Source organism: Acidithiobacillus sulfurivorans (assembly GCF_018853815.1).
In the GTDB taxonomy this organism is placed as follows: Bacteria; Pseudomonadota; Gammaproteobacteria; order Acidithiobacillales; family Acidithiobacillaceae; genus Acidithiobacillus; species Acidithiobacillus sulfurivorans.
In genome coordinates, this window is sequence record NZ_JAAOMP010000153.1 from 1 (window position 1) to 12,307 (window position 12,307).

Annotated in this window: 12 protein-coding genes; 4 read left to right on the forward strand and 8 right to left on the reverse strand. The window is 48.7% G+C overall.

Annotated elements, in window-relative coordinates:
- Window positions 1–83: 83 nt before the first annotated feature.
- Window positions 84–341: a GlsB/YeaQ/YmgE family stress response membrane protein gene (locus HAP95_RS13630; protein WP_226832786.1), complete on the reverse strand. Its 258-nt coding sequence runs from the start codon at window positions 339–341 to the stop codon at window positions 84–86.
- A 242-nt stretch (window positions 342–583) separates the two neighbouring features.
- On the opposite strand from HAP95_RS13630, the gene HAP95_RS13635 reads away from it, so the two are divergent.
- A complete protein-coding gene (locus HAP95_RS13635; protein WP_215884703.1) occupies window positions 584–1,576 on the forward strand; it encodes a sulfotransferase family protein in 993 nt (330 codons plus the stop codon).
- A 42-nt stretch (window positions 1,577–1,618) separates the two neighbouring features.
- Window positions 1,619–2,419, forward strand: coding sequence for a glycosyltransferase family 25 protein (locus HAP95_RS13640; RefSeq protein ID WP_215884704.1), 801 nt, complete (start codon window positions 1,619–1,621; stop codon window positions 2,417–2,419).
- Here the strand turns inward: HAP95_RS13640 and HAP95_RS13645 are convergent.
- The 7 genes from HAP95_RS13645 to HAP95_RS13675 form a co-directional block, all read right to left on the reverse strand.
- The gene (locus HAP95_RS13645) at window positions 2,382–2,930 is read right to left on the reverse strand and encodes an HdeD family acid-resistance protein (protein WP_215884705.1); all 549 of its coding nucleotides are present in this window, start codon (window positions 2,928–2,930) and stop codon (window positions 2,382–2,384) included. The genes HAP95_RS13640 and HAP95_RS13645 overlap by 38 nt on opposite strands.
- Before the next feature lie 13 nt (window positions 2,931–2,943).
- Window positions 2,944–5,475: an alpha-glucan family phosphorylase gene (glgP, locus tag HAP95_RS13650; protein ID WP_226832787.1), complete on the reverse strand. Its 2,532-nt coding sequence runs from the start codon at window positions 5,473–5,475 to the stop codon at window positions 2,944–2,946.
- A gap of 82 nt (window positions 5,476–5,557) precedes the next feature.
- Window positions 5,558–6,478, reverse strand: coding sequence for a beta/alpha barrel domain-containing protein (locus tag HAP95_RS13655; RefSeq protein WP_215884707.1), 921 nt, complete (start codon window positions 6,476–6,478; stop codon window positions 5,558–5,560).
- A gap of 126 nt (window positions 6,479–6,604) precedes the next feature.
- Window positions 6,605–6,949 (reverse strand): hypothetical protein, encoded by a 345-nt coding sequence (locus HAP95_RS13660; protein ID WP_215884708.1) that lies wholly within the window; start codon window positions 6,947–6,949, stop codon window positions 6,605–6,607.
- Between the two features lie 52 nt (window positions 6,950–7,001).
- Window positions 7,002–7,847, reverse strand: a complete 846-nt coding sequence (ppk2, locus tag HAP95_RS13665) for a polyphosphate kinase 2 (protein ID WP_215884709.1) — start codon at window positions 7,845–7,847, stop codon at window positions 7,002–7,004.
- A gap of 138 nt (window positions 7,848–7,985) precedes the next feature.
- A complete protein-coding gene (locus tag HAP95_RS13670; RefSeq protein WP_215884710.1) occupies window positions 7,986–9,065 on the reverse strand; it encodes a cytochrome d ubiquinol oxidase subunit II in 1,080 nt (359 codons plus the stop codon).
- Window positions 9,066–9,076: 11 nt separating this feature from the next.
- Complete coding sequence (locus tag HAP95_RS13675) at window positions 9,077–10,525, reverse strand: cytochrome ubiquinol oxidase subunit I (RefSeq protein WP_215884711.1); 1,449 nt, start codon at window positions 10,523–10,525, stop codon at window positions 9,077–9,079.
- 291 nt (window positions 10,526–10,816) lie between these two features.
- Here HAP95_RS13675 and HAP95_RS13680 point away from each other — a divergent pair, with 291 nt between their 5' ends.
- Window positions 10,817–11,434 carry an SPOR domain-containing protein gene (locus HAP95_RS13680; RefSeq protein WP_215884712.1) on the forward strand — a complete coding sequence of 206 codons (618 nt, stop codon included), beginning with the start codon at window positions 10,817–10,819 and terminating at the stop codon, window positions 11,432–11,434.
- A gap of 56 nt (window positions 11,435–11,490) precedes the next feature.
- The gene (locus HAP95_RS13685; RefSeq protein ID WP_226832788.1) at window positions 11,491–12,162 is read left to right on the forward strand and encodes a Crp/Fnr family transcriptional regulator; all 672 of its coding nucleotides are present in this window, start codon (window positions 11,491–11,493) and stop codon (window positions 12,160–12,162) included.
- Window positions 12,163–12,307 lie beyond the last annotated feature (145 nt).

Genomic DNA, 12,307 nt, shown 5'->3' on the forward strand with positions numbered 1-12,307 from the left:
CCCGCCATGCCAGCCACTGACTGGCCGCGCCCAGAATAACCAGACCTGCCAGAATCAGCATGATGTTCATAACGGTTTATTTTTTAGAGTTTTTTGATTAGCTTGACGATAAACAAAAGAATAATGGCACCAATAAAGGCAACAATAATGGCACCGATAATGCCCGCCCCAAAAAGGCCAATCAAGCCAATCGTCGTCAGGACAAAGCCACCGATGAAAGCGCCGATGATGCCGACAATGATGTCTCCGATGGTGCCAAACCCCCGGCCTTTGATGAGTAATCCGGCCAGCCAGCCAGCGATTCCACCGACGATGAGAAAAACAATAATGTTCATTAACATGGTTCAATCCTCTTTGAATTTTAGTAATAGCCTACGAAATTAACACATAACGCCTTTTCAAGTCATTATAAATATATATAGATACTTATATGTTATCATAAATCAAGCTTTTTTATTCTTACAAAAAGGATTTTCATATTTCTTAACAATTTTGATTGTTGCTATGTCTTATCTGGAGTGGCCCTAAAACCTTACACTGTGCACTGCAACCTTGGTCTTTAGCCTGTTTTCAGGTTGACCATGTGTTTGTGGAGCTTTTTTATACAACATTACAGCGTGTAAGAGGTTTTATAGTGATTAATGAGTTTTTGGAGCATGCCCCCGATGGTCAACAAATTCAGAGAACTATCGTAACGGTCATCGGCATGCATAGAAGTGGTACGAGTGCCATTGCCAAAGGTCTGGAGTGTTTGGGGCTCAATATGGGGGATGCTTTGATTGCGCCCGGAGAAGACAATCCGAGGGGCTACTGGGAAGATGCCGAGGTCTTGCGAATCAACAAGGAAGTTCTTGAACGTTTAAATATTGCGTGGAATGACATCCGGATTGTGCCGGAAGCTCTTTTTTTAGGTGCAGCACTGAAAGATCTCCATGCTCAGGCGGAAAAGTTATTGATCAGTCGTGCAGATCAATACGCCATGTGGGGATTCAAAGATCCTAGAACTTTAAGAGTCTTGCCTTTCTGGTTGCATGCTGCAGAACAGTCAGGGGTTAATCTTCAGTTTGTCGTCGCTCTGCGGCACCCTTATGCCGTGGCGCTATCGCTGCAAAAGCGCAATGGTATATCCCTTACGAGAGGCCAATTGATGTGGGCGGCATATATCTTACCTTTTCTGCCGCTTATTAAAAATTATCCTCATGTTTTTATTTCATATGATGATTTGTTGGAACAGCCAGCACTTATCCTGGAAAAAATCGCTTTACATCTGGCGCTTTCGATAGACGAGAATAAACTCAAAAAATATGTTGAACAGTTTTTAAGTCAATCTCTAAGACATCATTCTGTTTCGCTTCATGATGAAGATTATACCAAACAGGTGTTGCCATTGCTCGATGAAATATATCATATTCTAACCGCCATTAAACAAAATGAAAGTAACGCACAGTGGGTTCTATGGGCAGCATGTTATGAAGAATATCAACGTTGTCAAAGCATTCTTGAAGAGCTCGATGCTGAAAGCGATTACCACTGGAAACGGCGAGGAAGTTTCCTGAAGAGGTTGATTTATGGTTAGGCATAACGGTAAGAATATCAACACAGGGAAAGGATCATTGCATTGAAGAAACGTATGCCTCCTATTCATGTGATTTCCATGGCGAGTCACCCTGAACGCCGTCATCATATTTCAGCAGAAGCCAGGCGTTTGCAAGTACATTTAAATTTGTTTGAAGCTTGTGCACCTAGGCACATTGCTGATTACCCCAATTATTATGATCGGGCGTACCGAAAAAAGTATTTCGGATATGAAATGGCCCCTGGCGAAGTCGGGTGTTTTATGAGTCATCGTGCATTGTGGCAACTATGCGCACAATCAGAGGATGTGGCTTGGTGTATTCTCGAGGATGATGTAGTACTAGGGCCTGATTTTGTTGGAAAAGTTGCGCTCGCTATGGATACTGCCGGGGAGTGGGATATTTTGCGTCTGATGAGTGAACGTTGGGATCGGCGTGGTAAACTGTATCGTCGTGTGAATAATGAATTTCGGCTGATGCGTTACGTTCGACAGCCACAGGGAACGGCTGCCTATCTTATACGACCAGAAGCCGCCAAAGTATTACTGAAACATACTGAAAAAATGCGTGACGCAGTAGATAAGATGATGGATCAATACTGGTTGCATGGATTGCGCATGTTGGTTCTTGAACCTGCTCTTGTTTCTATTGATGAGAAGCTGCAATCCATTATTCAAGAGCGCGGATGGTCTGCGGAGCACCGAACATCTCGTCCATTCTGGCGACGTCTGCAAAGAGATGTCAGGAATGGCTGGGAAAGTCTCTGCGCAAGGAGTTATCTGTGGGCACACACTTTCAAGAAAATATTTATCCGGGTTTTATATTGCGCAACATCAGCAGAATGATTCCATCAAATATCAGGTTGACGCCCACAAATATGCCGACCAGGATCAATGAACCTCGAGGCCAGGTGACAACGAAGAGAAGGGCAATGAAAATATCTACAATACCACTAAATATAGACCAGCCCCGCCCATGCCCCGGATAGATTTTCATTTGCGTGAAATTTCGGTAAGCATCAATGATGAAATACAGAATGAACATCAAACCAATTGCAGCAATTCCTGCTTTCGGTAAGGCAATCATGATGCCACCAGTGATAAAAAGCAGTAAGGGTTTCAGCCAGTCAGCCAGTTGATGCTCGTGCATCTGAATGCTGTGTGCAATCCAGGTGAATCCGGCAATAATCAGCATGGCTGCAATAATGCCATCAGTTACTGCAGAAAGAATAATTGGGCTTAAAAGTCCAAATATTCCGATTATAATTAATAAAATGGCTACAGGTAGTAAGTATTTACCGAACATTTTCTTTTCGGTTTCAATGATATTCTGCAGATCAGGAATGTTGGGATTCAATTTTTTGTTCCTTTTAACGGTACCAGAGTATTTCCGCACTCTCCATGGGCACCAGGCAATTTTCATGGCAAGGAATGATGCGCGGGGTGTAGTCTGCCAAGTCACGATCAGCAGGTATGTCCAACGTGTAATTGTAACTGTTGACTGCTCCACTCAGTGCTTCACCACGCTGCATGGGAACCACTTCTAAAGGATATTGATCACTTCGGTTGGCAAATAGTTCCACGCTGATAGATTCCGCATCCAGATCGTCCAGATAAACATGCACTTCAAAATAATGTCGATTATTTTCCGTACGGGCATGGAGATCGCCAAAATGAAGAAGAGACCAGTGCTGACGAATGTTTTTTTGCCAGGTACAAATTTCCTCAATCTGACTTTTTTCACTACGAGCGGCGAGGAGACGTCCAGCGGGTTCGTACAGCGTGGACACATAATCGCGAAGCATCCGGTTACTGCTGAACAAAGGGGTAAGCCGACTCATGCTTTCGCGAATTTTCTGAATCCAGGCTTGCGGGCAACCGCTGGCATCGCGATCCTGATAAAAAAGAGGAACAATCTCATTTTCCAACAACCGGTAAAGTACTTCTGCTTCCTGGATATCCCATTGTGGATCATCATCATGTTCGGCGCGGTCACCGATAGCCCAGCCGGTTTCCTGACAATAGGCTTCAGCCCACCAGCCATCCAGCTCGGATAAATTAAGTCCGCCATTGACCAACACTTTCATGCCACTGGTCCCGCTGGCTTCCCAAGGGCGGCGCGGCGTATTAATCCACAAGTCGACGCCCTGAACCAGATGCTCGGCCACCAGCATGTCGTAATCGGCAATAAAGACAATATGATTGGCCAGCTCGGGATGTTGATGAATAAACAAGGTCCACTGCTGAATCATATTCTTGCCCACTTCGTCCTGAGGATGAGCCTTTCCGGCAATGAGCAGTTGTACCGGGTGATGTGGATTGGTCAGCAATTGCCTCAGTCTGTCGGGATCACTCAAGAGCAGATTGGGACGTTTATAGGCAGTAAAGCGACGTGCAAACCCGATCGTCAGCGCATTAGGATCCAATGCCAACGCTGCACGTTCTTGATCCTCCAGCGGCGCGTGCGCCTGCGCGAGTTGTTGCTGAAGCCGTTGCCGCGCGAAATGGATCACCTGCTGACGGCCTTTGCTGCGTAATTCCCAGATCAAGCTGTCGGGTGTTTTACGGAATTCTGCTTCGAGATTTTGCAAGTCGCCCAGCCAACGTTGCTTACCGCAACAGGATGTCCACAGGGCATCCGCTTCAGCAGAATCCCAGGAGGGCATGTGCACACCATTGGTGACATGGGTTACTGGAACCTCGTCAGCGGGCCAGCGTGGGAAAAGCGGCTGAAACAGACGTCTACTGACTTCTCCATGCAGGCGGCTGACGGCATTGACAATAATGCTGCCGTGAATCGCCAGCCAGGCCATATTAAATGGCTCATGCGGATCATTGGGATTTTCCCGTCCCAGCGCCAGGATGCTTTCCACATCGACACCAAAAGCTTCTGGGGCTCCTGCAATGTAACGCGTCATTAATTCTGCAGGGAAACGGTCAAAACCAGCAGATACGGGGGTATGCGTGGTAAAAATGTTTCCGGCCCGAGTGGCATTGAGAGCACATTCAAACGCCGAGCCATGATCGCGCATATGGCTGTATGCGCGGGCCAGAATGGCAAATGCGGCATGCCCTTCATTAAGATGACAAATTTCGGGTTGAACACCCAGACGGCGCAATAATAGCCAGCCACCGATGCCAAGACAGATTTCCTGCTGCAGGCGGGTTTCCGGACCGCCTCCATATAACTCAGCGGTTATACCTCGATCCGCCGGAGTATTCAGGGGATCGTTACTATCCAGTAAATACAAAGTTACCCTGCCTACCTGGGCTTGCCAGGCACGTAATATGACTTTTCGGCCAGGGAAGGGGAGTTGCAGGCGCAACCATTCTCCTTCGCTGTCACGAACCGGGGTGACAGGCATCTGGGTTGGATCGTTATAGGGATAAAATTCCTGTTGCCGACTGTTTTCATCCAGCGTTTGGCGAAAATAGCCCTGTTGCCAGAGCAGGCCAATACCCAGCAATGGGATGCCCAGGTCACTGGCGGTTTTCAGGCAATCGCCAGCCAGGATTCCCAGCCCTCCAGAGTATATGGGCAGGGCTTCGGAGAGTCCGAATTCCATACTGAAATAGGCTACCTGCCGGAAAGAAGCCGGAGCATGATTTTGTTCAAACCAACTGCTTTGGGCTAATTGTTCCTGATGCAGCGCAGTAAATGCCTTGAGCTGTTCAATGAATGCTGTATTTTGCGCCAATTCTTGTAAGGTTTGACTACCGATATTCTGTAAAATCAACCAGGGATTGCGCGTTTGCTCCCAAAGTTCTGGCGCTATTTCGGACCAGAGGGAGTCGGCAGCATGACTCCACGACCAGCGTAAATCCAGAGCCAGATCAGCCAGGCCACTGAGAGATTCCGGCATTTGCGGGAGCAGGTAACAGGGTGCAATAGTCACAAACATTTCTCCGCTATGTCAGGGCTTGAGCTTATCGTGATATGGCTTGGCGATCCGAAAAGGTCATTGATATTCCGCAATGAAACGGTCAATGGTTTTCTCCCAAAAATTTAACGGCTTCTTCTACACTCTGGTTGTTTACTACCAAGGCATGAATTGCCTGACAAAAGCGGATGGCATCCGGTTGACTGCGTTGATGAACATTTCGGCCTGTTGCACAGCCTTGTGTGCCACCAATATGCATTTGCTCAGACAGGCGCTGCAAAAAGCTTTTCGAGTCGGTTTCTGAACCTCCCGCACAAATGACCTGGGTACGTCCCGCTGCCGCAACGGCCTCACCCAGCAGGCGGGCATCCATGTTTCCCTGTGCATCCAAGGGGGGATTCACCTTCGCAAAATCAGCACCGAGACAAGCAACGAGGCCGCTGGCTCCGGCAATCATATGCGGATCCTGTTCCTTGTTACCGACGGCCTGTCCCCGAGGATAAGCCCAGATAACCGCCAAAAGACCCATGGCATGGGCATCCTGGATGATACGCGCGGCTTCAGACAACATCTCGGGCTCATACAGTGAACCGGGATAGATGGTATAACCGACGCCAACAATTTTCAGGCCAGAGTGCCGGACAAAATCATATACCTGAGCCATGCTCTGCCACTGCAAACTGGCAGGATCACGCTGGGCGGTTTTCACCAGGTGGGTTTTGCTGTTGAGTTTAAGCAGATAGGGCACTTCAGGATAATCCATTCCATAGTGGCTGATCAGACCCATCTGAGCCGCGAAACAACCTACCGGGGCCGCACTGGCAATCCGAAAAAGATGCTCGGGGTCGGCATCGTCCGCAGCAACCTGTCCTCCGACAAAATCATCATTCAGGTGTTCGACCTTTTGATCGCCTGCCATTAAAAAAAGACGCCCGCTTTCTTGCGTGGCGAGTTGGTAGTTTTCTGTCCAGCGTTTAGCGCTGTCAACGGGAATACCCAAAGGGGGATGCTTGAATTGAGACATGCCTGTCAACTCCTTTTTCATGGTTAAAAGGGAAAATGTGGTTGACTTGATTATAGGAGATGGACGTGAACCGTGAGCGTTTTGGTCCATCTCGTTGTTGCAATTAAGTGCTTTGACCTAAAGATTTTACTTGGCTACATCTCGCTGCTTGGCTACACGGTGGCTCAGGACGGCAATTTCATGGGCGAGAAGGTATTGATCCTTGGTGACCTCCCATTCCCGAGCCTGCTCCGCATCGTAGTTTTCCGGATCACAGAGAGCAGAAAGCTGTTCACAATTCATACTGTCATTCAGGAAGCCAATCAGCTCCACAAGCTGATCGTTGCCCAGAACGCCCACGGCAGCATTCAGGGATAATCCTTCTTTTTTGCTGAGTTGTTCTGCTGCCGCAATAGTTGCTGCATCCAGGGAGTCCTGATTTTTGAGAGAGAGGGCGCGAGACAGGGCTGACGTTAAATCAATAATGGACATATTTCCTCCGGGTCAAAATGAATTGGGAAAAGTAATGGAGATGGCTGAATCGTTATTCCTGAATCATGGCATTGTCCAGATAAAGCGCTTCATATTCAAAAACAATGGATTGATCAGGAAGTACCTGCATTTCGTCCTTACCGGAGTAGGACAGGCGACTGAGTATCCCCTTAATGAGTTGCAACCGGGCTCTCTTTTTATCATTGGCATTGACAATAATCCAGGGTGCGAAAGGAGAATGACTGCGGGCAAACATGATATTGCGTGCTTCGCTATAATCCTTCCAATGTTTCAAAGCTTTTTCGTCAATGGGACTGGTTTTCCATTGCTTGAGTGGATCATCCTTGCGAGACTCAAGGCGTTTTTTCTGTTCGTCGCGGGAAATATCCAGATAGAACTTGAAAAGATGAATGCCGGACCGCACCAGCATACCTTCAAAATTATTGACTTCGGCGAAAAACTCTTCGTATTGCTGGTCCGTACAGAATCCCATCACCTTTTCAACGCCCGCACGGTTGTACCAACTGCGATTGAAAAAGACCATTTCTGCGGCTGAGGGCAGGTGTTCAATGTAGCGTTGAAAATACCACTGACTTTCTTCCTTGTCCGAAGGCTTACTTAATGCAACCACCCGGGTTTCGCGAGGACTGAGGTGTTCGATGATGCGTTTGATGGAACCATCTTTACCGGCTGAATCCCGACCTTCGAGTATCACCAGTATTTTTTCATTTTTACGAATAATATCTCTTTGTAATTTGACCAGTTCAATCTGGAGGGCACGCAGTTCTGCCTTGTAATGGGCTTTTTCATCAGAATGATTTTTTTCGTGTGCGTCTTGCGTTTCCTGTGCATCGTGTTGAAGTGACTGCGTAGTACTATTTTTTTTATTCCTAGACATCTCGGGACTCCTGCATGGTTTGTGCTGCCAAGGTAATGGTAGAGCATACCTGACTATTATAGAACATTTCCATACGATTATGTGAAGCTAAAAAAAGGGGCCATACGGCCCCAAACAGAACATCACCAGGGAAATGGCTTAATGACTTTCATAACCTGCCAGATGGGTGATGCGCTTGCGGAACACCCAGATTTGATAAACGTTATAAGTAATCATCACGGGCACAAATCCAGTCATGAACAGGGTGAGAATGGCCAGATCATTCGCCGGATTACCGCCCTGACTGATGGTCCAGGTTTGCGGGATGATGTAGGGGAAATTGGTTGCCCACATCCCTCCCCACATGAACAAGACAATGGCCCCACACCAAAGCAGTGCGGCGAAATCACGGTGGGCTGCGTGATTGCTCATCATTTTGTAGGCAGAAATCAGGATGGCAATGAGCAGGATCAGCCATCCGAACCAGCCGCTCCCCGTCCATTGGGCGGCATCGGGCATGATTGCGTAGGACCAGATCAAGGTGATGACTACCGCCGCCAGCGCCAGGAAGGAAAACAGAGTGGCAGACTTGTGGGCCTTGAGATAAATAGGATCATCCTGCTCAAAACGGGCACAAAGGTACAAGGTGCCTGCCAGACCACCGGCGATCAAAGCCCCAATGCCTGTCCAGATGCTGAAAGCAGAAAGAAAGCTCAGGGCGTTGCCGGAAAAGTGCGGAACCGTATTCACAAACGGGTCATTGGCCACCTGAATGCCTTGCGCGTTGCCGGTATTCATTTGAAAGCCCAGCAAGGTAGCTCCAAGTGCAATCCCCGCAAAAAGGGCCGCGACCAGACTGCCAAGGCCAAACATGAAGCCCCAGAATTTGCGGCTGCTTTGGGCGTGGACATGAAATTCAAAGGCCACCGCCCGGGAAATGATGCCCCAAAGCGCAAACATCAACGGGATCATCAGATAGTTGAATGTGGACCCATAAACCAGAGGAAAGGCCCCGAAAATCACGCCACCGGCCACCACCAGCCAGGTTTCATTGGCATCCCAGGTGCCCGCCATGGAGGACATGACGGCCGCCCGATCATTCTCATTGTTGAGGAGCAGGGAAAATACACCGGCTCCCAGATCTGCACCATCGAGAACAATATAAATGACGAAGAAAACCCCTAACAAAATCCACCAGAATGTACTTAAGGTGCTATGAATACGAAATATTTCATGCATGGTATCGGTCCTCAGTTCAGCTTGTTCATTGTCGGTTTGGCGAAAGTCGGCTTGGCAATTCCGCCACCGGATGGATGTGCATCATGATCCGAAGCACCAATGACCGGGCTGGTCATATCGGGTCCTTTTTGGATAACCCGGGTAAAGAAGTACCAGGCACCCCCCCAAACCATCAATTCGAAAATGATGTAGCCAATCAGCCAGAAGGATTCAGCAGTCACACTCATGTGGCTGACACCTTGCCAGGTCCGCATCAGGTTATAAACGACCCAGGGCTGACGGCCGATTTCACGCGTCCACCAGCCGGTCCAGACGGCCAGATAGGGTAAAAAGCCGCTGAATACCATAAGGCGCAGGAACAGCGGATTTTTGCGCAGATGTTCCGCCGTCAATTTCCCCCGCAGGCGCAACCAGTTACCCCAGAGTGCCATGAAAAACAGGAAGAAGCCGATGGTGACCATCACCCGGAATGCATAAAAAGGGACCCACACATTGGGCCGATCATTCGGGGCAAAATGATCCATGCCGGTGACTACGCCGTCCCAGGTATGGGTTTCCAGCAAGCTGAGGACATGGGGAATCTGGATGGAGAACAGATTCTTCCCAGCGGAAACATCAGGAATGGCAATCAGATTCCAGCTGGTATTGGGTTTGCCATCGGGCAGATAGGTGTGAAAATGGCCTTCCATGGCGGCGAGAGAGGTCGGTTGATCGTGCGCCACTTCCCGCCCCAGTTCGTCACCAATAAAAATCTGCAGCGGGGTGATGATGATCAGGGCCAGCAAAGTCGGCTTCAGGAGTTTGGTGAACAAATTGGCCTGGCGATTTTTCAAAATAAACCAGGCGCTGACCGCCGCAAAGAAAAACAGGGCTAATTCGACGGTGGCTACCCACATATGCGGGAAGCCAATGTTAAAGTTCGGGTTAAAAATGGCTTGCCACCAGTTGGTGACCTGAAACAGACCATCTTTCAGAACAACCCCGGTCGGCGACTGCATCCAGCCATTGGCGACCAGAATCCACATAGCTGAAAGGCTGGACGAGAGGGCGACGTTGAATGTCGAAAAAGCATGCATCCCCTTACCGATTTTTCCCCAGCCAAAAATCATCAGGCCAATGAAACCGGCCTCGTACATGAAGGCGGTAATGGTTTCAAAGCCGAGAATGTTTCCGAAAAAAGGGCCAACAGCCTGGGAAAAAGGACCATAGAGAATGCCAAAGGCCATTTCCATGGTCACGCCCGTGGCCACACCAGCGCCGAAATTGACGATAAACAGCTTTTCAAAAAAGCGTTGCAGGCGATACCAGTGTTCATTGCCGGTCTTCAGCCAGGCAATTTCCAGAAAAAAAAGCAGCCAGGACATGCCAATGGTCACCGGAGTCCACAGAATATGTAGCGAGGTAATCCAGGCAAAATCGAGGCGACTGAGAAGCACGGGTAAAGTGTCTTCAATAATCATAGTTGAATCCTTAGTGAACGGTTATTTTTAGGTGTTGCCACCGAAGATAAAAGCATCTTTTGTTCCTGACTGAATTGCTCGGATTCAACACATATAAAAACATGAGCTTATATTATTATTCGGTGATCTATTTTGGCTCGCCGGTTTATATCACCCACAATAGACCGGTTCATATGAACCATGATGGTTCATATGAACCGGTCTATTCAAGCTAGGCTTGTGCGGATCAAAATTGTAGTATGGGCATACCTTGAAGATCTTCGGAGCGCGGGTGAACCGCCAAAAAAACGCATGAAAAATACAGATACTGTCTCCACACCGACCCAGGTATTGCAAAGCAGACACAACCGCTTAGGTGTACTGCTTTTGATCGTCTTTTTTCTGGTCATTTTGCTGGCTCTATCTTTCATGTGGAAAGCGTGGTCCGTTGCTGTACCGGAAAAAGCCAAAATGAGTACTTCAGGTGCTAGCAGCGTGTTTCTGACCTTGCCAAAAACGGTTGCCGCAACCGGCCCCACAGTTTCCACAGCAAAATCGCTGTTGATCACTTCGGCAACCCGGTCCGTTTTTTCTTCACAGATAACTGCACCTTCAGCGCCAAGCCCTGCTAAAGTTCTGGCAGCTGTTCCTGCAGCCGTAAAACCGGTAAAAACTCCCCATCCTTGTCAACAAGCGGGCTGGTATGTGCAACTGGGTGCTTTTGGAAAAGTCAGTATGGCTGAACAATTGCTGCAGCAAGTGGATAAAGCGGGTGTCAAAGCCTGCGTGGGGACGCTTTCGGTCAACCACCTGTTTCGTGTGCTGGTGGGGCCGCAATCCAGCAAAAGCGAGGCGGGATCAGCGGCCACGGGAATTGGCAAAAAATCCGGGCAGAAGGGTGCCTATCCGCAGTATTGGGCTCCTGAATAAATGGTTTCATGAATAGCGAAATTACCATTAAACGCTCTGATTGCCTGCAATGTCGCATGCGTGACCAAAGTATATTTGCCGGACTGGATACCGAAGAACTCTGCAGTCTGGGTATGGAAGTGCAGGATATACATTGTAGGCATGGAGACGTTCTTTATCGGATGAGAGAACCTGCCCGTTATGCTTATACCTTGCGTAACGGCGCGGTAAAGCTGGTAAGTTCTCTGGAAAGCGGTCAGGAAGTGATCGTTCGTTTGCTTCATCACGGAGATCTGCTGGGTTTTGAAGGCATGCAGGGAGAATGTCATCGCCATAGTGCTATTGTTCTTGCTCCGAGCCAGCTCTGTCGACTTGATCTGGCAGAACTCCAGCGCTTGTCGGAACGTCTGCCCAAAGTCCGGGAGGCCATTTTGCAGCGTTGGCAGGATGCCCTGCAAAAAAGTGAAGAACGGATTATTGAACTGGGCGCTAAACGGGCCGAGGCCCGGCTGGCGACTTTTTTGCTGCAGTGGGCACAGCGCTATCCGCAATTGCGCAGTTTACCTTTCCCGTTGACGCGAACAGATATCGCCGCCTTTCTGGGTCTTTCTACCGAGCATGTCAGTCGGATTATGGCAGATTTCAAGCGTCAGGCATTGATTCAGGAGCAGGGTGGTCAACTGGAAATCCTGAAGCCACAAAGTCTTGCGCATATCGCCGGCATGCCGGATGAGCACAAACCCGACTAAATCAGTCAAAATTGATTTTTCTCAATGCCGCTCTGCTGTGGCTGCAGGATACTCTCCCTTAAGTAAGTTCTGATGATGTTGTATTCACCAGATATCAAAAACCATTGATGTAGCTGTACCGGCTAACCGCCTGGGCGGCCTACAG

What these genes read in the sequence shown, in the direction of transcription:
- HAP95_RS13630 (WP_226832786.1), bottom strand. Translation starts at nt 341, where the DNA reads ATGTTAATGAACATTATTGTTTTTCTCATCGTCGGTGGAATCGCTGGC.
- glgP (WP_226832787.1), bottom strand. Translation starts at nt 5,475, where the DNA reads ATGTTTGTGACTATTGCACCCTGTTACCTGCTCCCGCAAATGCCGGAA.
- HAP95_RS13655 (WP_215884707.1), bottom strand. Translation starts at nt 6,478, where the DNA reads ATGTCTCAATTCAAGCATCCCCCTTTGGGTATTCCCGTTGACAGCGCT.
- HAP95_RS13660 (WP_215884708.1), bottom strand. Translation starts at nt 6,949, where the DNA reads ATGTCCATTATTGATTTAACGTCAGCCCTGTCTCGCGCCCTCTCTCTC.
- ppk2 (WP_215884709.1), bottom strand. Translation starts at nt 7,847, where the DNA reads ATGTCTAGGAATAAAAAAAATAGTACTACGCAGTCACTTCAACACGAT.
- HAP95_RS13670 (WP_215884710.1), bottom strand. Translation starts at nt 9,065, where the DNA reads ATGCATGAAATATTTCGTATTCATAGCACCTTAAGTACATTCTGGTGG.
- HAP95_RS13675 (WP_215884711.1), bottom strand. Translation starts at nt 10,525, where the DNA reads ATGATTATTGAAGACACTTTACCCGTGCTTCTCAGTCGCCTCGATTTT.
- HAP95_RS13680 (WP_215884712.1), top strand. Translation starts at nt 10,817, where the DNA reads ATGAAAAATACAGATACTGTCTCCACACCGACCCAGGTATTGCAAAGC.
- HAP95_RS13685 (WP_226832788.1), top strand. Translation starts at nt 11,491, where the DNA reads ATGCGTGACCAAAGTATATTTGCCGGACTGGATACCGAAGAACTCTGC.